Here is a 20,711-nt window from a genome sequence, read left to right on the forward strand (position 1 = left end):
GGGCATCAGGAGCTTGCCATGACCTCAGATCATTTCGCCGCCGTTACCGCTGGCACCGGGCCGCACGATCAAAAAATCTGGACTCTCACTTCGGTCGCGAAGGACCTCTGCGAACTCATAGCGAGCGGTCAGCCGATCAGCCGGCACCGTCTCACCCGTCTGATGACCGCCTATTTCGGTGCTGGCGACGCGACGGGCGTCTGGTCGCTGCGCGAGGCGTTCGACGCGCTGGAGACAGCTCAGGCCTTGGCGCTCATGCGAGATCCGCTGAACGAGGCGTCGCCCGAAGCTGTCCTTGCTGACCTGCTGGCGCGATCCGAGCGGCTGCCAACCCAGTCGGTCCGATCGGAGCGCCAGGTCGACATGCAGCAATTTTCAACGCCGTTGCCACTGGCCTATCTCGTAGCACGCGCTGCCGTCATCGGGGCCGACGATCTGATCCTTGAACCCTCTGCTGGTACCGGGCTGCTGGCCATTTTTGCGCGACTGGCGGGCGCGGGCCTTTTCTTGAACGAACGCGATCCCGTGCGAGCCGGCCTTCTTGGGCAGGCCCTAGGTGCCGAAGTCAGCTGCTACGATGCCGAGTTCATCGACGACTTTTTACCTACAGCCGTGCGGCCCAATGTCGTGCTTATCAACCCACCTTTCGCCCGCAGCGAACAGCGGGGACGCGACGCGCATGCCGGTGCCCGGCATCTTCGCTCCGCCCTCGCGCGTCTGACGCCCGGCGGCCGATGCGTTGCGATCATGTCGCCGGCATTTGCCCATGATGGAAGCGGGGAGAAAGGCTACCGGGCTGTCGCTGACCTTGTCCCGCCGCGCGTGGAAATCACGATCCAGGGCAGGCCGTTTGCAAAGCATGGCACCAGCGTGTCGGTCCGTCTGATGATCTACGACAAGGGCTGGACCGGCGCGCAAGAACGGATTTGCGTGCCAGACATAAGAGCGGCCCTGCCGCATATTCTTTCGATGCCGCCAAGGCTGGGATCGCTCGATAGCGCGCAGCGTGAGCCGGCAGGAACGACTAAAGCACGGATCCCGGTGCGAATGCCTGTCAGAACCCATGCGCCGCTGATAGCGCTGCCTTCAACCACAATTGGACGCAAGCTCAGGCCGCGCGCTACCGCCGCGTTGGATACGACGGTAGAACCGCTCGCTTACGCTGTTCGCGAAACGCCGCGGTCCGCCGACGAGCAGATCGGCATCTATGTGCCCTGGCGTCTCTCGCGGATGGATATTCCGGGCGGAAAGCCGCATCCCGACCAGCTCGTCGAGTCGATCGCAATGTCCTCGATCCTTCCTCCCGCGCCGACCTATGTCCCGATGCTGCCCCGCTGCGCCGTCACCGCGATGTCGGACGCGCAGCTCGAAACCCTTGTCTACGCGGGACAGGCGTTCGAGCGCGATCTGCCCGGTCTCCACGCGCCCAATGAAGCTGGCACGATGCTTATGCCTGACAGTGCGGGGCGCGCCTATCGCATGGGCTTTTTCATCGGCGACGGCACTGGCGTCGGCAAAGGTCAGCAGGTCGCAGCCTGTATCCTGGACCAGTGGAGCCGCGGTCGCCGCAAGGCGATATGGATATCCAAGAGCTCGGCACTGATCGAGGATGCGCGCCGTGACTGGGCGGCGCTGGGCGGCCTGCCGATCGACATCCAGCCGCTGGACGCCATTCCATTCGGGGCGCCGATCTCGATGGAAAGCGGCATCATCTTTCTGACCTATGCGACGCTGCGGTCCCAGCGCCATGACACGGCCTCGCGCCTTTCGCAGCTGCTGGCTTGGCTCGAAGATGATTTCGAAGGCGTCATCTGCTTTGATGAAGCGCACGAAATGGCCAACGCCGCAGGCACCGAAACCAAGTTCGGCACCCAGAAGGGGTCGGAGCAGGGTCTGGCCGGCGTTCGCCTTCAGAACCTGCGCCCACGCGCCCGCGTCCTCTACATTTCGGCGACCGGCGCCACCGACCCCGCCAATCTTTGCTACGCGATCCGCCTGGGCCTTTGGGGGGCGGGCACGTCGTTCGATGATCGAGCCGCTTTCATGGGCGGCATCGAGAAGGGCGGGATCGCCGCGATGGAAATCGTCGCGCGCGATTTGAAAGCCCTTGGGCTCTACACGGCGCGCGCGCTGACATTCCGCGGCGTTGAATATGATCCCCTCGTTCATCCGCTGACCCCGGCCCAGATCGAGACTTACAACGCTTATGCCGATGGTTGGGCCGTCATCCACCGCAATCTCGATGAAGTGCTCGCGCTCACCAACATCGTCGACCGGATGGAGGACAAGGCGCTCAATGCCCAGGCCAAGGGCTCTGCGCTCTCGCGGTTTGAGAGCGCCAAGCAACGCTTCTTCGCGCAATTGCTGATCGCAATGAAAGTGCCCAGCCTGATCGATGCCGTGACCCGAGAGCTTGATGCAGGCAATCATGCGATTATCCAGCTTGTGACGACGGCCGAAGCCATGCTGGGGCGACGGCTCGCAAGTCTGTCTGCCGAGGAGCGCGCCAACCTCGATATCGAACTATCGCCTCGGGAGTACGTGTAATGTGGATCTCAACATTAGACGGCTTCTTTGCAGTCGCAGTTTATGTCGAGCGTGGCGGCGGGAGGCGCAGGTTTCCTTCGGTTTTCCATGATTTCACTCCAGATAATTACAGTTCCTTCGACCTCAACAAGTCGAAGGAAGCTACATGCGAACAAGATCATCATTGCCGTTTCGAGCGGCCTCGCTCCGGGTCGAAGACCCGCCCAGTCACGGCACCCTACTCACCGCATTCCTCTCCTCTCTGTCGCTCGACGAGAGGTCAGCCTGTGCGGTTCTGTTTGGCGCTGCTGTCCGCCATTTCCTGCATTGGCTGGAACTGCATGGGATCGCGATCCGCACGATCGACGATCAGGCTGTTCGGCGGTTCGAGAAGCACCGGTGCCGGTGCCACCGGTATTCGGCGCAGCAGCCAGTATATAAGGCGGACATTGCAGCGCGGGTCAGACGCTTCGTCCGCTTCCTGGAAGATCAAGGCTACGTCGAAGTCGACGACGGGATCGACGATCTGCCACGGCACCTCGCCGACTATTTCGACGCGATCGATCGCCTGCAACTCGCCGAGGGACCGGCGCAGTCCTATCGATCCGAGGCCGAGCATGTCGTGGCCTGGCTCCGCATTGCGCGACGACGGTGGGCCGATGTCGACGACACGATCATCGACCAGTACGCCGTGCATGATTGCCGTTGCCCGGTCTGGCGCAAGCGGGGCAAGCTGGTTGCCACGGGCACCAAGCGGCGGCGGCGCTGCGCTCGGCACTTCGTCGAGTTTCTGCGGGGTCGGGGCGTCGTCCCATCGGTCGAACCGATGGTGGACGATAACCCGCACATGGCGGCATATCTTACATGGCTCAAGCAACATCGTGGCGCGACCGACGAGACGATCCGGCGTTACCGGACCGATATCACGCGGCTCATGCCCATGCTCGGCGAGCCTTCACAATGGGATGCAGCCGCTCTCAGGCGCGCGTTCCAGCGACGAAGCAAGGAGACGCCGGGTTCGGCATCGCTGCTCGTCACGATAATGAGGAGCTACATTCGGTTTTTGATCGTGCAAGGCGAGTGCCGACCGGCATTGTTGCACGCGATACCATCAGTGCAACGCTACCGCCTTTCGGCGTTACCCCGTCACGTCGACCCGGCCACGATCGAGAAGATCATTGCAGCCTGTCCGACTGATCGGCCGGTGGAAGTCCGCGACAAAGCCATAATTCTCCTGCTCGCCAGGCTCGGACTGCGAGCGGGCGATGTCCGGGACATGCGGCTCGACGATATCGATTGGCGGGGCGGGTACATCCGGGTCAAGGGCAAGACCCGAAGGCCGGACCGGTTGCCACTGCCGCAGGATGTCGGCGACGCGATTCTGACATATCTTGCGGCAGCCCGCCCGAAGGCCGTCGAAGAGCATCTGTTCCTGCGCGTGCAAGCTCCGTTCCGGCCATTCAGCTCGTCTGCGGAGATCGCAGGCATCGTCGCACGCACACATGAGCGCGGTGGGATCGAAGGGGTGCCGACCGGGTCGCACATATTCCGGCATTCGCTTGCCACCAACTTGCTGCGCGCGGGCGCGGGCTTGGAGTCCGTAGGGACCATCCTGCGTCACAGCACGCCCGAGACCACTGCCATCTACGCCAAGGTCGATCTGCCGATGCTCATGAAGATCGCGCAGCCCTGGCCCGGAGACCTGCCATGTTGAACACACACATCTCAAGATACGTCGCTCTGCATCGCAGCCTGGGTCGGAAGTATTCCGAACAGGACCGGATGCTCCGCCAGTACGCTGCTTACGCCGAGGGTTTCGGCGATCGGCACACTCAGGTCCGGCGCATCTACGACTGGTGCCACACGTCGAGCTCACAATATGTGGCCCGCCGGAGGTTCGACACCGCACGTAACTTCAGCCTTTTCGCTCACGCCGAAGATTCAAGCCATGAAGTTCCGCCTGCCGGCGTCTTCGGCCGGGGCAAGCGGCCACGCCCGACGCCGACCATCATTGAACCGGACCAAGTGCGGGCGATCATGACTGCTGCATTGGACGTTCCACCCCAAGGCACGATCAGCCCATACACGTACCATTACCTGTTCGGGCTGCTGGCGGCGACAGGTCTCCGGATTTCCGAGGCCCTCGCGTTACAATGCAACGATCTGGTCGAGGATGGCCTGATCGTCCGCAACGGCAAGTTCGGCAAGCAGCGGCTGATTGCCTTGCAGCCATCGACGCGCCAAGCACTCGAAGCCTATCTCGCCCTCCGCGAGAAGCACGCGGCCAGGGGCAACGACCTGTTCGTCACTATCCGGGGACGGGCACCGCACAAGGTGCGCACCCACGTCGTGTTCGTCAGATTGGCCCGGCTCCTCGGATATCGTGGACCAACCGGTACGGCGGGCATGCGACTCCACGATCTGCGGCACACCTTCGCTGTCCGCTCGCTTGAGTCATGTCCGCCCGACAGGGAGGCCATCGCTCACCACATGGCCGGTCTCAGCGTCTATCTGGGGCACGTGTCGGTCGCCAACACGTACTGGTATCTCGAGGCCACTCCAGTGCTGCTGCGCGACATCGCTGCCGCCAGCGAGCAGCTTTACCGGGGAGAAGCGGCATGACGGCGCTAGCTCCCCATCTCTCGGCATACCTGCGTGAGCATCTGCCGCGCGAACGTGCCGTCAGCCCGCACACGGTGAAGACCTATGCCAACTGCTTCGTCCTCCTCGTTCAGTTCGCTGCCGATCGGCTGAAGCGTCGGCCGACCGATCTTGAGATCGAGGATCTCGGCACCGACATGATCATGGCCTTCCTGGACCATATAGAGACCGGCCGCGGCAGCTGCGTGCGGACCCGTAATGGCAGGCTCGCTGCGATCCGATCCTTCTTCCGGTACATCGAGTATCGGATTCCAGCCTGCCTCGATCAGGCTCTCCGCGTCAGATCGATCCCGACCAAGAGGACCGACAAGGCGCTGATCGACTATCTCGACCGGGCCGAGATCAAGGCGTTGCTCGACGCCCCCGATCCCCGCACTCGGCTTGGCACCCGCGATCGCGCCATGCTGCATCTGGCCTATGCTGGCGGGCTGAGGGTGTCGGAACTCGTAACGCTGCAGCTGCGCGATTTCCCGGACCGCTCCCTGTCCACCGTGCACATCATGGGCAAGGGTCGGCGTGAACGGGTCCTGCCGCTCTGGAAAGAGACCCAGTTCGTATTGCGCGCGTGGCTTGCGATACGGCCCGACGCGCAAGCTGCCGAGATATTCCTCAATGCCAACGGGCAGCCCATGACCCGCGACGGATTTGCGTTCCGTTTGGCCGAGCACGTCAAGACCGCGGCAATGAAGCAGCCGTCGATCCTTGGCAAACGGGTTACGCCGCACGTGCTGCGGCATTCCTGTGCGATGCACACGCTCGCGGCGACCGGGGACATTCGCAAGGTCGCATTGTGGCTCGGCCACGCCAGCATCCAGAGCACCGAGACCTACCTGCGGGCCGATCCCGAGGAGAAGCTGCAAATCCTCGCGGCCCATGGCGCGCCTGCAATCAAGCCCGGGCGCTTCAAGCCACCATCCGATGCCCTGATTACCATGCTTACCGACGTTCGAAGGCGGGCTTAGCCCGTCCCAGAACATTCCCCCTGACCCTCATATTATCTGGAGTGAAATCATGGAAAACCGAAGGAAACCTGCGCCTCCCGCCGCCACGCTCGACATAAACTGCGACTGCAAAGAAGCGATGATCGATTACCTCAAGACGGCCTTCCCAGTCCGCATGATGAAGATCATCACGGGGAGCGACGATGCAGAGCGCTCCGAACTGATGGTCGATGAGGCTGGCAACCCTGTCTTCTGCCAGGCGGCCCTCGCCATGCGTGACGAGATGATCGAGGCGCTTTGCGCCTTGCCGCCAATTGGCTCGGCGCTCGATGAAATCATCCGACATTTCGGCACCGAAGCCGTGGCGGAAGTGACCGGACGGACCCGACGGCTCATTGTTGACGCAAATGGCCGCCAGCGTGTCGAAAGCCGGAGCGGTCGAAGCAACATCGTTGAAGCCGAAGCCTTCATGTCTGGGGCCAAGCAGATACTGGTCTTCTCCGACGCCGGCGGCACGGGGCGGAGCTACCATGCCGATCGCAACTGCAAATCCGCGGACCGCCGGCGGATCCATTTCTTGCTGGAGCCTGGATGGCGCGCGGCAAACGCCATTCAGGGTCTTGGTCGCTCCAACCGCACCAATCAGGAGAGTGCGCCCGTCTTCAGGCCAGTGACCACGGATTGCCGGGGCGAGCGCCGCTTCATCAGCACCATTGCGCGGCGGCTCGACAGCCTTGGCGCCCTCACTCGCGGCCAGCGACAGACGGGCGGACAGAATATGTTCGACCCCTCGGACAATCTCGAAAGCGATTATGCCCGCGATGCGCTCATCCAGTGGTACCATCTTCTTTACCGCGGCAAGCTCACCAGCACGACCCTTGCCGCCTTCATCGACATGACGGGCCTGCGCCTCCTGGACAAGGAAAGCGGCGGTCTGCTCGATGATCTCCCGCCTATCCAGCGATGGCTCAATCGCCTGCTGGCTCTGCGGATCGCGATCCAGAATGCGATCTTCGAGGAATATATGGCGCTGATCCGGGCGCGCATCGATGCGGCGCGTGAGGCCGGGACGCTCGATGTCGGCGTCGAAACCATGCAGGCAGAGCGGATGGCCCTCCTCGACGAGCAGGTACTGCGGCGTGATCCTGTGACGGGCGCCGAAACACGGCTTAGTCGGATCGAACTGCATTTTCGCAAGCGTGCCCTCAGCCTCTTGCGGCTGGAGCGTGATTATGGCGGTGTCGAAGCTATTCGGCTGCGCAACGGTCGGTCGGGTCGCGTTGCACTCCGGGTGCCAAGCTGGAGCAGTATGGACAATGATGGCAATGCGATCGCCATGTGGCAGCTTGTTCGTCCAACCGGCCGCGACCGCATCCGCGATACCGCCCTACAGGAGAGCCTCTGGTCTCCTGTCGATAAGGAGGAATTCGAACGCCTCTGGGACACAGAGGTCGAAGAGACCCGATCAAAGCTCGACGTTGAAACGATCAGCATGGCAACCGGCCTCCTGCTTCCGGTCTGGGATCGCCTTCCTGATGACGATATGCGGGTCTGGCGGGTTACTGACGCGGAAGGCAACTCGCTGCTCGGACGCATCATTTCGCCCTATGGACTGGAGAAACTCGCCCGTTCCTTCGGTGTCGACATGTCCACTGTGCTGAGCCCGGCGGAGATGATCGCTGGCGCCAGAGGGAGGCAAGGGGTTCCGATCGTCGGCATGGATACTGCACGACTGGTGCAGGTCCATATGAACGATGCGCGACGGCTCGAAATTCGTGATTTTCCCGCCGCACGGCGGGATTGGCTGAAGTCGATCGGCTGCTTCACCGAGATCATCAATTACAAGACGAGGCTGTTCGTGCCCACTGACCGTGCCGAGGCCATCCTCGACCAGATCGTCCGCACCGGCGAGCAATGGAGCCGGCTTGCTGGCGTGAAGGCGGCCTGAGGCAGCGCCGACCAGTCAGGCGAGCAGAAGGGAAGGGGGGTGGGGAAGGGCGGCGGCGAAGCGCGGTTGGAAGCTGCGCGGGATCGCCAACTTTCCCACCTTCGGAGGCATTCATGAACGCCCTATCTTCTGCCCCGCGCCAGCAGGCGCAGCCTTATCGCGTCGATATATCCCGCGGGACCGTTGTTTCTCGCGTTTCGTCCGAATGGTTCAATCGCCCCCAGGATGAGCGCTATCTCTCGCTGAACGATCTCTACGCCAGCGTGCGCTCGCGCGCGGAACGGGCGACGACGCGGATCATCGAGAGCCGGACGGTGCGGGTCGAGGCCCGTAGCGACCAGCCCGAACGGCTTTCGCTCCTTCTTCCCGGTGACAGCGCACCGGTTGCACCCACCAACTGGTCGTTCGGGCAGCTGTGCAGCCTGGTTGGCGCCCCGGCCTCCTATCTGCGGCAACTTCCCGCCGCGCTTGCCGGCATCAACCTCCAGCATGGCCTCATCCGCCATCCGGCCGAGCATGTGAAGCTGCTCCAGACGCACGATGGCCGGGCCGAACTGCGGGCGGTCACCGGACCGGATTATGGTCGCATCTGGGATCATGAACTGGTCGCCGCGGTGATGAAGATCGCGGGCAATGGCACGGGCGACACAAGATGGAAGGTGCCGGGCGTGCTCGATTGGGGATCGATGACCTACAACCCCTGTGTCGATGTGACGAGCGACACGACAACGCTTTATGCTTCGGACAGGGATGTGTTCCTATTCCTGGTTGACGATCTCAACCCGATCGAGGCCGGCCGACTGCCCAATGGGGAGCCGGATCTCTATTTTCGCGGATTTTATTGCTGGAACTCAGAGGTTGGCAGCAAGTCACTGGGAATAGCCACTTTCTACCTCCGTGCCGTATGTCAGAACCGCAATTTATGGGGCGTCGAAAACTTCCAGGAAGTGAATATCCGGCACTCCAAGTTCGCGGCGAACCGCTTCGCGCATGAGGCAGCACCAGCGCTCGCGCACTTCGCCGATAGTTCGCCGCGCTCGTTCATCGACGGGATATCGGCGGCGCGATCAGCCATCGTCGCGCGCAAGGACGAGGATCGGGAAAGCTTCCTGCGCAAGGAAGGCTTTTCCAAGGCAGAGACCGCCAAGGTCATCGCGACGGTTCTGGCTGAAGAGGGGCATCCTCCGGCTTCGGTTTATGATTTCGTCCAGGGGATCACCGCGCTTGCACGCAGCCGCCCGCATCAGGACGGACGCCTGGAGCTCGAAGGCAAGGCCCGCAAGCTGCTCGAACGCGCTCGCTGAGCGAGCCGGCACCACCCGACCAAAATTCAAGGAGATTTGTCATGGCTCACATGACCACGACGCTGCGCGCCTATCGGATCGATGTCGAATTCTTTAGTGGAGGCGACCTGTTCGCTTCCGATGTCATTTCATTCGAGATCGAGGACGGGGCTGACGTCTGGACCGCGGCCTATCTCGCCGCGGAGGGTTCGACCTATTTCGACCTGCGGATTCCTGATCTTTCGTACAGCTTCAGCTTCGTTCCGAGTTTTCCCGACGATCCCGATCCAACATCGCCTGCCGGTGGCCTCAAACCTGTCTGCAGGGACTGCGGTTGCGACATGCTCGTTCGCGACGCCAGCGCAAGATGGGACATTCAGCGGCAGGCCTGGGCGATCTCCGGCGTCTATGACTGCACCTTCTGCGACCTCTGCAATGCGGAAAGCGATGATCTGGCTCGATGGGTGCCGGCGGGTGATCTCACACCCTTAGATCGCTTCAGCGCCGCCCTAGCAGACGCGCTGTCCTCTCCGGAACTCGCTTTCGACACCTTATTCCAGCTGTTCTGCGTCGATCACGCGCTCACCCACACGGTCGAAGACGCTCGCGCCGAATGGGTCGAAGCCGTTGGGCCGCGATTATCGGCGGACAGCGTAGACCGCCGTCCCGGTACAGGAGGTGATCATGCCTAGTCCGATGCCCGATGCGGCATATGTGCATCGCTTCAACGCGCGCCTTGTGAACTCGGCGCGCGTCGCATTGATACGCCTCGACGCCCATTCTGGGATGCTAGAGCTGAGGGGCGAAGAGGGGAACTTCCTCGACCTCATATCGCGCGACGCATCACGGGACATGGCCAGGACCGCATTCGGCCTCTACGCGCGTGGCTTCAGCCTCGGTGTCCAAGGGCGCGCGCGGCCATGGTAGACAGCATCGGATGGCCCTCAACCTCCTGGACATATGACGGAACAAGGCGGGCTAACATGTATTAATGTGCTGCCTGAGCCTGACTTCGTTGGGTAAAAGATGGCGAGCGATTACTGTTTAGAGACCGTCATGCAGAACATCTCCGCCCCAGATATTTTAATGCGAAAGCTTACCACTCACTCGCATTTATCGAATGCAGAATCGGTAGCAATTTCAGCGCTGTCCTTGCGGGTCATGAACTATGAACGCGGCTCATTTATCTCCCGGCAAACAGATTTCGCTAAGAACGCCTTCGTGATGCTGACAGGCATCGCGTGCCAGCAGCAGACGACGAGGGCTGGCACCCGCCAGATTTTGAGTGTGTATCTGTCGGGCGACGTCGCTAACGTAGATCCCGGCTTTGCTGAGGAAATGCGGGATGTCATCGCTATAACGCCAGTCATGGTAGCGCTGATTCCTCTCGATGCGCTGGACCAGATATTTATTGAATTTCCTAATGTTGGAGCCGCCTTTCGCCGAGAGGCAGCAGCTGAGCTAGCTCTGCTGCAATCGCGCCTGGTAAGTCTTGGACGATGTAATGCGAGGCAGCGTATAGCTAGATTTGCCTGCGAAATGGCTTCGCGACAAAGGGCGTCGGGTGCGAGCCAATCTCAATCCATTGAATGGCCTTGGACACAGGAGCAACTGGGAGATCTGACAGGGCTGACGGCGGTTCATGTCAACCGGATGCTGAAGAGTTTGCGGGAGGACGGCGTTCTCGCACTTTCCCGCGGTCGCCTTCAGATAACGGACTGGAACGCGATAGAGCTCGCAGCCGGACTGATTAGACATTCCCAGGATCAAAAAACGACCCGCACTTCACAAATGCCTGGCCGTTCTATTTCTTCGGCTGCCGCGGCCTGCTAAGAATCGATCCATATGAATAGGACGAATTGGTTTCGATGGGGTCGGCTGTCACCCTTCGATCATTGCCCTGATCCGCGTTGCGAGCGCTTCCATCGCGAATGGCTTGGTTATCATTTCCATTCCTGGTTCAAGGAAACCAGAGGCAAGAGCCGCATTTTCCGCGTAGCCAGTCATGAAGAGAATTTTGAGCTCAGGGCGCAGATCGCGCGCGGCATCAGCAACCTGTCGCCCATTCAGGCCTGGCAGCCCGATATCGGTCACCAGCAAGTCAATCCTACGTCTGGACTGAAGGATTTCGAGGCCCTTTGGCCCATCCGCAGCCTCCAGCGCCTGGTAGCCCAGTTCCTTAAGCTCTTCGACGATCAGCCCGCGGACGATCGGTTCGTCTTCGACGACAAGGACGACCTCGCCGGCGTCAGCCATGTGCGCGTCGGTTAGCTGAGGCGCGCGCTCATCCGTTTCCTCGGTGCCGCGGAAGCGGGGCAGGTAGAGCTTGAACGTCGTGCCCTTTGCGACCTCGCTGTAGATTTTTGCGTAGCCTTCAGACTGTTGCGCAAAACCGTAGATCATCGATAGACCAAGACCGGTGCCCTGACCGATCGGCTTGGTCGTGAAGAAGGGCTCGAATGCTTTGGCAATGGTGTCAGCATCCATGCCCACGCCGGTGTCGGTCACGCAGATGCAGACATACTGGCCCGGATTCACCCCCCGCTGGCGCGCAGCGTAGGCGCTATCGAGATGGGCGTTGCAGGTCTCGACCGTCAATTTGCCCCCATCTGGCATCGCGTCGCGAGCGTTGATCGCAAGATTGAGGATCGCGCTTTCAAGCTGATTGGGGTCGCATTTGGTAATCCACAATCCGCCGGCGAGAGCAAGCTCGAGCTCAATGCGCTCGCCCAGGGTCCGGCGCAGGAGATCCTCCATAGACGCTACGAGCCTATTGGCACGCACGGGCTTGGGATCGAGCGGCTGGCGCCTGGAGAAAGCTAACAGACGGTGGGTGAGGCCCGCTGCCCTGTTAGCGGCGTTAGACGCGCCGGCGATGTATCGATCGAGTTCGGTGACGCGCCCCTGCATCACGCGACGCTGTATAATTTCCAGATTCCCGGTGATGCCTTGCAGGATATTATTGAAGTCGTGGGCGATGCCACCAGTCAGTTGTCCGACCGCCTCCATCTTTTGCGACTGACGGAGCGCGGCTTCGGCGTCGGCCAGCGCGGCCGCGGCCTCTGCTGCCGCGGTTATGTCTCTGCCAAAGCCGTAGAAGGTGCCGCCCTCGGGCACAGTTGTCCATTTGATCAAGCGCTCATGACCGTCCTTGGCGCGCAACCGTGTCTGGTATTCGAGCATAGGCTGCCCGGCGGACAGCGTCCGCACCCGCTCGCCCCAAAAGGCTTCATCGTCGATCATGAAGTCTGTGCTGCGCTTGCCGAGCGTCTCTTCACGGGTCCAGCCGAGCGCCTTGGTCCAGGACGGGTTGACGTCGGTGATGTAACCCTGGCTGTCGGTGACCACCTTTAGGATAGGAGACAAGCTCCAGGTCCGATCCCGATCGCGCAGAAGTTGGCGCTCCTGCGTGATATCCCGCCCGACGGCGTGAATGCGGTCGGCATCTGGAACTGCAGTCCATGCGAGCAACCGATAATCGCCACCATTCGTGCGATAGCGGTTTTCAAAAGCGAGCGTGGTCACACCGCGAGAAAGCTTTTCCACCTCTTCCTGCGTGCTCCTGATGTCATCGGGATGGAGGAAATCTCCCAAATTCTTTCCGACCATTTCCTCTTCGGCCCATCCAAGGAGGCGCCGCGCTGAAGGATTGACCGCTGTGATGACTCCATCGAAAGTGCATACCAACATAAGGTCGCGAGATATCGACCAGAGGCGATCGCGATCTGCTGTACTCTCGGCCTGGCTGAGCTTTTGTTCGTGAATATCTGTGTTCGTACCAATCCACCGGATGATACCGCCGGCATCATCACAAATCGGTACCGCCCGCACCAAATGCCATCGATAGCTGTCGTCAGCCCCGCGGATGCGAAATTCCGTTTCATAAGGCTTCGCCGAGCTTAGTGAGGATCGCCATTGCTCGGCCGCCGCGGATACATCATCGGCATGGACGATTGCCGTCCAGCCATTCCCTATCAGGTCTCGCTCGGAAGCACCGCTATATTCCAACACCCGGTCATTAAACCAATCGAGATTCCCATCGGGGGTTGCCGTCCAGATATGGCTGGGAAGCGCCTGCGCGAAGGTCCGGAACTGCGCTTCGCTGGCACTGATCGCCGCCTCGGCCCGCATGCGATCGGTGACGTCGATGCCCGACACGAAGATGCCAGTAGTCTCGCCTTTTTCGTTTGCGACCGGTTGATAGACGAAATCGAGACGGCGTTCGAGCGAGGGATCGTCAGGTGACCCCTCAAGCCGAAATGGCGCTCCTGTGGCCTGGAACACTTCCCCGCTGGCATACACCTCGTCGAGAATGGCCACGAAATTTTGCTGCAAGGCTTCCGGCAGCACCTCGACGATCGGTCGGCCGATCACCTCTCTGCCGCCAACCAAGGCTTGATAGGCCGGGTTGGTCATCAGGAACCGATGCTCCGGGCCTTCCAGCAGGGCCATGAAGCTTGGACTATGCTCAGCCATTTGAAGCAGCTTGCGGCGCTCGTCAGCGATACGTTCATTCGCAAGCACGGCCTGCGTGGTCTCCAGGACGATGGCGATAACGCCCAGAACGGAACCATCATCGTCAAAAGCCGGGGAATACTCGATATCAGTCCAGAGGCGGCGGGGCGTGCCGTCGCGGATAAGGGTCAGCTCCTGATCCTTGTAGGAGAGTGTTCCCCCACCCTGATAGACCTCCCGCATCACGTTGGCGTTGAATTCGGCAACCTCGTGCCAACCTTGAAGGACATCACTTCCCAGCAGGCTAGGGTGCCGGTCGCCCGCAAACGCGCGATAAGCGTCATTATAGATCATGATGCCTTTAGGACCCCAGAGCGTGACGATCGGGGCTTGCGAGCGCAGCACGAACGCCAGATTCGCGCGCATCGCCGCAGGCCATGTTGCGATAGGGCCGATGCTGGTTTTGGCCCAATCGAAATCCGCGATGATGGCACCCATTTCACCGCCGCAAGCGAGAAATTCCAAAGCCTTATGATCGCCGCCTGAGTTCATAGATCTGACTTCTGCCCCCCAAATTCATCCATCAGGCTTTCGCGCCGTTTGACTTTCGCGCCACTCGCAGCGCGCGCGCGAGACCATCAGCGGTGTAGGGCTTGTGAAGCAAGTCGAAACCGTGCGTCCCTTCCGCCGCCAGGACATGACTATAACCGCTGGTAAGAACCACCGGCAGGTCGGAAAAGCGCGCGCGCAATATTTCGGCAAGCTCGATCCCCGACATGCCGGGCATGACAACATCGGTAAAGACGATATCGAAACGCTCGGGATCGGCTTCGATGAGAGCCAGAGCATCCTTGGCGCTCGACACCCAGATATTGCCATATCCCAGGTCGCCGACCAACTGGGCTGCAAATTCACCGACTAGCTGATTGTCCTCAACCAAAAGGACACAGCGCTCCTGGCCCGGTTGCGGCTCGGTCGGCGGAGATACGTCAACCGGCCGGCTCTGCGGCTTTTCCTGCGCATGGGGAAGATAGAGGATGAAGGTCGCGCCTTTGTCGATCTCGCTTTCGATACTGATTTCGCCTCCGGACTGCTTGGCAAATCCGAACACCTGGCTGAGCCCGAGGCCGGTGCCGTGTCCGACATCCTTGGTGGTGAAAAACGGTTCGAAGATCCGTGATATATCGGCCTTTGATATGCCACCGCCAGTATCCCTGACGAGGACCGCTATAAACTTGCCCTGGACCGCGGCATGGCCCCGTGTTGCGGGTATGCCGTCACGCTCCTCGACAACGATTTGCAACCGTCCTTCACCGCCCATTGCATCACGGGCATTCACGGCCATGTTTAGCATCGCGGTGTCGAACTGAACCGGATCTGCCTCTACCACACATGGCTGGCACCGGATGTCCAGTTCGAGCGTCACGCGTGAACCAGATACACTGCGAAGCATTTCCTCGTCCTTGCGAAGGCGCTCGGCGATATCGAAGGCTTCGGCCTGCAACGGTTGACGCCGGGCAAATGCTAGTAGCTGATTAGTAAGCTTTGCCGCCCGCTGCGCCGTTTCGGCGATCGCATTTACATATCGCTCGCGCTTGTCCTCCGGAAGGTTGGGTCGCTTCAGCAGGTCGATGCTGCCGAGAATAACTGTGAGGAGATTATTGAAGTCATGAGCCACGCCGCCCGTCAGCTGGCCGATAGCTTCCATCTTCTGGCTTTGGCGCAATGTCTCTTCGATGCGCTCACGCTCTGCAACTTCGGCCTGCAGGCTCCGCAGAGACTCTGCCAGCGCCTCACCCTGGTCCGTCACCGCATGTTCGAGTGAGAGGTTAAGTTTTTCGAGCGTAGCGCGCGCCTGAGCCTCATTCTCGACGTCGATGCATGTTGCAATCCAGCGAAGAATACGGCCGTCATCGTCGGTCTGTGGCAGCGCGCGACAGGAAAAGCATCGGTAGGTGCCATCCTGCGCCGCCACAGGGAAGGTTTGGTTGAACGCCGCCCCTGAACCAACCGCTTCCGACCAAGCCGCCTGGGTCTTGTCGCGATGATCCGGGTGAATCGCGTCCAGCCAACGATTGCCGAGCAAATCCTCGTCTCCGCGGCCGGTATATTCGCGATAGCGCTCGTTGATCTGAACGATATGCCCGTCCGTATCCGCCTGGAACACAAAGCCCGGTAGCGCATCGGTAAGAGTGGCAAGGCTGCGTTCAGCCTCGCGCTCGCGGGTGCGATCACGGACGATCTTCACAAACCCCGGTTCGCCTTGAAGCGGCATCATGAGACCCGAGCCCCAGAATCTCGACCCATCGGCGCGCATGTGGAAACGCTCGTCGAGCGCGCGACCCTCTTGCGCCGCACGGCTCATTTCATCTTCCGGCGATCCTGCGGCCTGATCTTCAGGGGTGAAGAAAATCCGCCCATGTTTACCTAACGCCTCTTCCGGCGACCACCCCAGTAGATTGGCCGCGCCGGGGTTCCAACTGGTTATGCGCCCATCGGCAGCGAGGGTAATAATGGCAAAATCTGTCGAGCTTTCGACAATACATTGGGCAAGAGACGGGTCGATCATCGTTCTGGTTGTTTCACTCGGCTTGAAGTAGATGCTGGCTGCGCCGCGAGCGTTCTAAGGCCCGCACGAACAACTTCGCTTGCGTTGGAATATAGTCCGGATGCGACCTGATCCGATATGAATCGGTCCAGCTCGCGGCTGAGCGAGATCGTGCGTATTTGGCGACCTGACATGCATACCCCCGGCATTGTATGACAATGCAATACACATAAAATGGCTGCGGGTTCCTCCTAAGCCGTCAATTACAACGGCGATCTGGGTATCGGTCGGATGCTCGATGCCGACGAATTTGGGGCGCGCCTCAGCCGGGGCGCAAACAGGTGGACTGTCAGGTGACGGAATACTGAAGTGGCGGACCGCTCTGGCGAGACAATGATAAGCAACGTGGAGATGGTGAACCATCGGGTGACCCATAATCTGGGTCAACGGTCGCGATGGCGGTGAACACACGGTCAATTATCCTCAACTTGGCCATGATCGCTGAAGTGAGCGAATATCCGGGTAAGTGGCACCGCGATAAATCGGATCAACTGCCCGTCTCGCTATGGGGCGCTGCGACGGCCTTCGATTCTGGAGATTCGCGCTGACGCAGGAAAATCGAAAGCACGACCAGGACGGCGGTCGAGAGAAACTCGCTTTGCCAGTTCTGGAAAGACTCAAACCAGAGTTGCGGGTCGCCCAGGTAAGCAAGCGTGCTCAACGGCACCTCACGATGTTCGATTGCGTTCTGCGCAGCGACCTGGGCACTTTGGGTCCAGTGAATAACGAAAGAAATCAGAAACAGTGCGAACAGCGCCAAGCCGAGCGATCGCGCATATAGTGCGCGCCACATCGCACCCCCACGTAGCACAGTCGGGGCGCCGGGCTTTAGTGCCTGCTTATCCAGATCTTTGTCGCGTGGCTGCGCATCAGGATCCTTGGATTCAGCCGATCCACGCTGAATCAGAAAGGCTGTCAGGACGACATAGGCGGACATTTGAAGGAACTCGCTTTCCCAATTCTCGAAAACCGAGGATAGGAATTCTGGGCTCGACGTATAAGCACTAAGGCTCATCGCGGCCTGATGGTGACGCTGTGCATCCTCGGCCGCAACATGCCAGCCCGCGAGCCATTGACCCGCTATGCTGCCGACAAAAAGCAGCAAAAGGACAATTGTCAGCCCATTATCGCGCAGCACCCTCATCCGACGTCTCCCTCAGCCTGTTCTTGTGTGCTGGAACGCAGGTGGAACGATTATGGTTCTTTTCCTGTAACGCAGCCAGTTCGCCATCCAGTTGCAAGAGGACATCGCTTGTGAACGCTGCCGAAATGGTGCGTGGGACACCATTTTCGTCCGGTGGGTTGCCGTGTTCAGCAACCTTTTCCCCTCAGGCCCCAATTCAAGCCTATTGCGCACTGACCGGGCCTCGTGACCCGGTCAGATCCAAAATTTACGCCGGCATCAGATTGACGGCCGTTGGCTTGGCCGGCGGCAGCGCGCCGGATCCGGCTTGCGCCTGCAACTCGGATTTTCGCGCCAGCATGAGGTCGCGAAGGGATACGAGATCGACGTCGGTCTTGCGGCACTGCGCGAACATGCCCTCCGACTGCATCTCCTCTTCATGGACATGGTGCTTGATCTCTTCGGATAGGACCTTGACCTTAGCATCGTAGAAATCGTCGTCGGGGCTTCCGGCTTCAATGTCGTTGATCAACACCTTTGCACCGTCATGCTCGACATAGGCTTCGTCCAGGGTGTCGTCCTCGATCTTCCCCCGGAACGCGGGGTAGAACAGCTCTTCCTCGATCAGTGTGTGAATTTTGAGCTCTGTGCAGATTTGTCGCGCGATCGCCTGCTTCTTCGAGGCGGATTTTGTCTTTTCGAATTGCTCAAAAAGGTCTTCTACCTCCCGGTGATCGGCTTTGAGCAGTGCGATCGCGTCAGTGAAGCTGTCAGCCATGGTGAAACTCCTCTTGTTCGCCCCCGCTGCTAAGTTCTCCAAACCTACTCTCGTTCCAAGCGAACGACTCGCAAGAGCCGGCCCCCTGGGGACGGCGCACCACAATCGTCGCCAGATTGGCGGCAATTTTCTGTCCCGTTAATAAGAATGGCGAGGGGGATCCCGGATTTGTCCGGCTCTTTGGGTCGACGGCCGGGCGGAAGCCCGGTGCGAGGCGGGCTCCTTCGGGGCCGACGGTCGCGCCGGACGGACGCGCCGCGTGTGAGAGGGGAGAAGGATCTTGGAGAGTGTCGCTTTCGGATGGTCGAGAGCGGAACTTCCAAGGAGTTGAGGTTATGAATATCGGTGAAATCAAGCCCGTGAACGGTCGTCTTATCGGTCATATCGCGACCCGTTCGATCGACTTGCCGCGGCTTGGGCTCAGGCCTGTCGAAAGCACCAATGAGCGCGCGCCGGTCTTCGAGATCGTCGCGCTTAACGTGGGGCAGCGCTGGGTACAGATCGGTGCGCTCTGGGAAGCGACCGCCAACAAGACTGGCGAATGCTTCCTCCAAGGATCGCTCGATGATCCGAGCCTGGCCGAACCGCTGCCGATCGCTTTGTTCGGTAGCGATGCTGAAGGCTATCGGGTCGCATGGCGGCGCCGTGATGCGCTGAGCGGCTTTGGCGGCGGCCAGCGTTCGGAACGTCCGGGGGTGGGCGGCGAGGCAGTGGGCGGGTTCGGCGCGAGCACAGCCGGCATGGATGGCAGCTACATGGGCGGTAGCGATTTCGACGATGAAGTGCCTCACTGAGGTCTTTGTGCGTCATGGGCCGGGGGAGCAATGGCTTCCCCGGCCTTTCTTTTTGTCTGCCAATTTTGGAAAGGATGCGCATCATGGCTACCGCCCTGCGCCACAGCATCGATCGATTTGCTGACTTGCCCGCCCTCTACGCACAAATGATCGCAACGCCGGAATATCAGGCGGCTTTTGGCGACCCAATGCCGCTTACAATCGCCGAGCCTGGAGACGCGCCTGCGGAGCATGAGATGCCCGAGCCGATCGCGGCCCAGGCTGAATGCGGCGGGATTATCGCTGCGATCTTCGACCTCTTTACCGGTACCCGTTTGGAGCCTCTGGCACCTGATATCGCCTGGGGTTTCGTCAACAGCTTCCACTTTCTCGCGGGGGAACTCGAAAAGCGCGAGGATGGCTATGCCAGGGAACTGGGGGAGCTGGCGCGAGACCCTGAAGGGAGCGAGATCTATGCCCGTTCGCTCGAAGAAAAGCAGCTTCAGTGTCAGTCGGTCGCCGAGCAGCGGCAGGCCATTGAATGCATGCGCGACTATGCCGCGGAAATGTACCGGGCGCAGTCAGGCTGGCCCTGGTCGCCGGCCAAGGGCACGCGAGCCTCTTCTGCATCGAGCGCCAGCCAGATCGCTGCGGTCGACTTCCTGCGTGCCCGTCAGCTGGAGCAGCGCGAACGTCACCTGCCGCAGGGGCCGGTGGTCGTCGTCACCGGTCCGGCCGACTGGCATGATTGGCAGGCGATTTGGGCACGGCTTGACGCCATCCATGCACGGGTCTCCCATATGACTTTGGTCACCACCGGGCAACGCCGCGGTGTGGATCAGATCGCCGCGGCCTGGGCGGCTCGCACCGGCGTTGAAGTGCCCGTCGTGCGCTATGGCCTATACGGAACCGGGCGAAAGACCGCTTTTACCCGCAATCGCAAGATTCTCGATCTGAAGCCCGTCGAGGCAGTGCTCTGCGAGGGCTCGGGTGTGCAAGCCAATCTCTACCAGTTGCTTCGCCAAGCCAATGTTCCCATCCATGCGTTGCGCAAGGCGGACCAGGCGGCTGACGCCGTCAAAATCCCCACGCGCGCTTCCCGCGGCAGCCATTGAAGGAGGGTGGCATGGCAATACCTGACTATCTTAGCGCCAATTTCCAGTCGCTCCTTCGGGCAGCGGAAGATGGAAACCTCGCTTTTATAGAATGCCAGGACTCAGCGTCAGGGGACCCGCGTTACGTGATCTGCGCGGTCGGGCGGGAGGAGGGGGCCTATCTCATGACCCCTTTCGGCCACCTCGCGGAAGGTAACCCTTACGACGCCTACCGGGCGCTGACCTGACAGCGGACGACGAAATCCAAATTTACCTTGGGACCGCAGCCATTCGGGCGCGCGGTCCTTTTTTTATCGACGCGGGTGTCCGGGGCGATGTCAGAAGGGCGCTTGGGCACATGTCGCGCGAGGATCATAGCGCTCCAGGGGGCATCGAGCCCCCTGGAGCGCTGCCACACTTCTTCTCTCAAGTCTTTTAATCTTGGCACGGGGACAGCGCCGGCCTCAAGGATGACGGGGCCCCACCATTTTTTTCGGCAGGCAGGCGGCAGTCCGTCCATG

General features: G+C 60.7%; 16 protein-coding genes. 11 read left to right on the forward strand and 5 right to left on the reverse strand.

The genetic code is table 11. From position 1 onward, the window contains the following. The first annotated feature begins 18 nt into the window (after positions 1-18). From ACI6S0_RS06710 to ACI6S0_RS06745, 8 genes are all read left to right on the forward strand, one after another. Positions 19-2,547 (forward strand): strawberry notch-like NTP hydrolase domain-containing protein, encoded by a 2,529-nt coding sequence (locus tag ACI6S0_RS06710; RefSeq protein WP_375188861.1) that lies wholly within the window; start codon positions 19-21, stop codon positions 2,545-2,547. Between the two features lie 145 nt (positions 2,548-2,692). After that, positions 2,693-4,240, forward strand: a complete 1,548-nt coding sequence (locus ACI6S0_RS06715; RefSeq protein ID WP_434405294.1) for a tyrosine-type recombinase/integrase — start codon at positions 2,693-2,695, stop codon at positions 4,238-4,240. Next, on the forward strand, positions 4,234-5,148 hold the full coding sequence (locus tag ACI6S0_RS06720) for a tyrosine-type recombinase/integrase (protein ID WP_434405295.1): 915 nt from the start codon (positions 4,234-4,236) through the stop codon (positions 5,146-5,148). Before ACI6S0_RS06715 ends, ACI6S0_RS06720 begins: the two co-directional genes overlap by 7 nt. Then, positions 5,145-6,149 carry a tyrosine-type recombinase/integrase gene (locus tag ACI6S0_RS06725; RefSeq protein ID WP_434405296.1) on the forward strand — a complete coding sequence of 335 codons (1,005 nt, stop codon included), beginning with the start codon at positions 5,145-5,147 and terminating at the stop codon, positions 6,147-6,149. The genes ACI6S0_RS06720 and ACI6S0_RS06725 overlap by 4 nt, the downstream gene beginning before the upstream one ends. Positions 6,150-6,198: 49 nt before the next feature. After that, positions 6,199-8,076: a strawberry notch C-terminal domain-containing protein gene (locus tag ACI6S0_RS06730; protein WP_434405297.1), complete on the forward strand. Its 1,878-nt coding sequence runs from the start codon at positions 6,199-6,201 to the stop codon at positions 8,074-8,076. A 113-nt stretch (positions 8,077-8,189) separates the two neighbouring features. Next, on the forward strand, positions 8,190-9,380 hold the full coding sequence (locus ACI6S0_RS06735) for a DUF932 domain-containing protein (protein ID WP_293921992.1): 1,191 nt from the start codon (positions 8,190-8,192) through the stop codon (positions 9,378-9,380). Between the two features lie 41 nt (positions 9,381-9,421). Further along, positions 9,422-10,051, forward strand: coding sequence for a hypothetical protein (locus ACI6S0_RS06740; protein ID WP_293921994.1), 630 nt, complete (start codon positions 9,422-9,424; stop codon positions 10,049-10,051). A 364-nt stretch (positions 10,052-10,415) separates the two neighbouring features. Beyond that, entirely contained in the window at positions 10,416-11,192 is a 777-nt protein-coding gene (locus ACI6S0_RS06745) for a Crp/Fnr family transcriptional regulator (RefSeq protein ID WP_026109575.1), read from the forward strand. 48 nt (positions 11,193-11,240) lie between these two features. On the opposite strand, the gene ACI6S0_RS06750 is transcribed toward ACI6S0_RS06745, so the two are convergent. The 5 genes from ACI6S0_RS06750 to ACI6S0_RS06770 all read right to left on the reverse strand — a co-directional run bounded on the left by ACI6S0_RS06750 (position 11,241) and on the right by ACI6S0_RS06770 (position 18,323). Next, positions 11,241-14,366, reverse strand: coding sequence for a hybrid sensor histidine kinase/response regulator (locus ACI6S0_RS06750; RefSeq protein ID WP_026109576.1), 3,126 nt, complete (start codon positions 14,364-14,366; stop codon positions 11,241-11,243). Positions 14,367-14,397: 31 nt separating this feature from the next. Then, positions 14,398-16,383 (reverse strand): hybrid sensor histidine kinase/response regulator, encoded by a 1,986-nt coding sequence (locus tag ACI6S0_RS06755; protein ID WP_038293050.1) that lies wholly within the window; start codon positions 16,381-16,383, stop codon positions 14,398-14,400. Beyond that, positions 16,380-16,571, reverse strand: a complete 192-nt coding sequence (locus ACI6S0_RS06760) for a type II toxin-antitoxin system ParD family antitoxin (protein ID WP_373562054.1) — start codon at positions 16,569-16,571, stop codon at positions 16,380-16,382. The genes ACI6S0_RS06755 and ACI6S0_RS06760 overlap by 4 nt, the downstream gene beginning before the upstream one ends. A 338-nt stretch (positions 16,572-16,909) precedes the next feature. Further along, entirely contained in the window at positions 16,910-17,566 is a 657-nt protein-coding gene (locus ACI6S0_RS06765) for a DUF6766 family protein (protein WP_026109577.1), read from the reverse strand. 247 nt (positions 17,567-17,813) lie between these two features. Continuing rightward, positions 17,814-18,323: a hemerythrin domain-containing protein gene (locus tag ACI6S0_RS06770; RefSeq protein WP_017503021.1), complete on the reverse strand. Its 510-nt coding sequence runs from the start codon at positions 18,321-18,323 to the stop codon at positions 17,814-17,816. Between the two features lie 335 nt (positions 18,324-18,658). Between ACI6S0_RS06770 and ACI6S0_RS06775 the strand changes: the two genes are divergently transcribed. The 3 genes from ACI6S0_RS06775 to ACI6S0_RS06785 all read left to right on the forward strand — a co-directional run bounded on the left by ACI6S0_RS06775 (position 18,659) and on the right by ACI6S0_RS06785 (position 20,438). Then, complete coding sequence (locus tag ACI6S0_RS06775) at positions 18,659-19,117, forward strand: DUF736 domain-containing protein (RefSeq protein ID WP_017503022.1); 459 nt, start codon at positions 18,659-18,661, stop codon at positions 19,115-19,117. Between the two features lie 83 nt (positions 19,118-19,200). Continuing rightward, a complete protein-coding gene (locus ACI6S0_RS06780; RefSeq protein ID WP_293921997.1) occupies positions 19,201-20,211 on the forward strand; it encodes a DUF2493 domain-containing protein in 1,011 nt (336 codons plus the stop codon). A gap of 11 nt (positions 20,212-20,222) precedes the next feature. Next, a complete protein-coding gene (locus ACI6S0_RS06785; protein ID WP_026109578.1) occupies positions 20,223-20,438 on the forward strand; it encodes a DUF6117 family protein in 216 nt (71 codons plus the stop codon). Positions 20,439-20,711: the final 273 nt, after the last annotated feature.

The sequence above is a fragment of the Sphingobium sp. DN12 genome, assembly GCF_051058005.1.
GTDB lineage: Bacteria > Pseudomonadota > Alphaproteobacteria > Sphingomonadales > Sphingomonadaceae > Sphingobium > Sphingobium yanoikuyae.

What these genes read in the sequence shown, in the direction of transcription:
- ACI6S0_RS06725 (WP_434405296.1), top strand. Translation starts at nt 5,145, where the DNA reads ATGACGGCGCTAGCTCCCCATCTCTCGGCATACCTGCGTGAGCATCTG.
- ACI6S0_RS06770 (WP_017503021.1), bottom strand. Translation starts at nt 18,323, where the DNA reads ATGGCTGACAGCTTCACTGACGCGATCGCACTGCTCAAAGCCGATCAC.
- ACI6S0_RS06765 (WP_026109577.1), bottom strand. Translation starts at nt 17,566, where the DNA reads ATGAGGGTGCTGCGCGATAATGGGCTGACAATTGTCCTTTTGCTGCTT.
- ACI6S0_RS06755 (WP_038293050.1), bottom strand. Translation starts at nt 16,383, where the DNA reads ATGATCGACCCGTCTCTTGCCCAATGTATTGTCGAAAGCTCGACAGAT.
- ACI6S0_RS06780 (WP_293921997.1), top strand. Translation starts at nt 19,201, where the DNA reads ATGGCTACCGCCCTGCGCCACAGCATCGATCGATTTGCTGACTTGCCC.
- ACI6S0_RS06740 (WP_293921994.1), top strand. Translation starts at nt 9,422, where the DNA reads ATGGCTCACATGACCACGACGCTGCGCGCCTATCGGATCGATGTCGAA.
- ACI6S0_RS06760 (WP_373562054.1), bottom strand. Translation starts at nt 16,571, where the DNA reads ATGCCGGGGGTATGCATGTCAGGTCGCCAAATACGCACGATCTCGCTC.
- ACI6S0_RS06745 (WP_026109575.1), top strand. Translation starts at nt 10,416, where the DNA reads ATGCAGAACATCTCCGCCCCAGATATTTTAATGCGAAAGCTTACCACT.
- ACI6S0_RS06735 (WP_293921992.1), top strand. Translation starts at nt 8,190, where the DNA reads ATGAACGCCCTATCTTCTGCCCCGCGCCAGCAGGCGCAGCCTTATCGC.
- ACI6S0_RS06775 (WP_017503022.1), top strand. Translation starts at nt 18,659, where the DNA reads ATGAATATCGGTGAAATCAAGCCCGTGAACGGTCGTCTTATCGGTCAT.
- ACI6S0_RS06750 (WP_026109576.1), bottom strand. Translation starts at nt 14,366, where the DNA reads ATGAACTCAGGCGGCGATCATAAGGCTTTGGAATTTCTCGCTTGCGGC.
- ACI6S0_RS06710 (WP_375188861.1), top strand. Translation starts at nt 19, where the DNA reads ATGACCTCAGATCATTTCGCCGCCGTTACCGCTGGCACCGGGCCGCAC.
- ACI6S0_RS06720 (WP_434405295.1), top strand. Translation starts at nt 4,234, where the DNA reads ATGTTGAACACACACATCTCAAGATACGTCGCTCTGCATCGCAGCCTG.
- ACI6S0_RS06715 (WP_434405294.1), top strand. Translation starts at nt 2,693, where the DNA reads ATGCGAACAAGATCATCATTGCCGTTTCGAGCGGCCTCGCTCCGGGTC.
- ACI6S0_RS06730 (WP_434405297.1), top strand. Translation starts at nt 6,199, where the DNA reads ATGGAAAACCGAAGGAAACCTGCGCCTCCCGCCGCCACGCTCGACATA.
- ACI6S0_RS06785 (WP_026109578.1), top strand. Translation starts at nt 20,223, where the DNA reads ATGGCAATACCTGACTATCTTAGCGCCAATTTCCAGTCGCTCCTTCGG.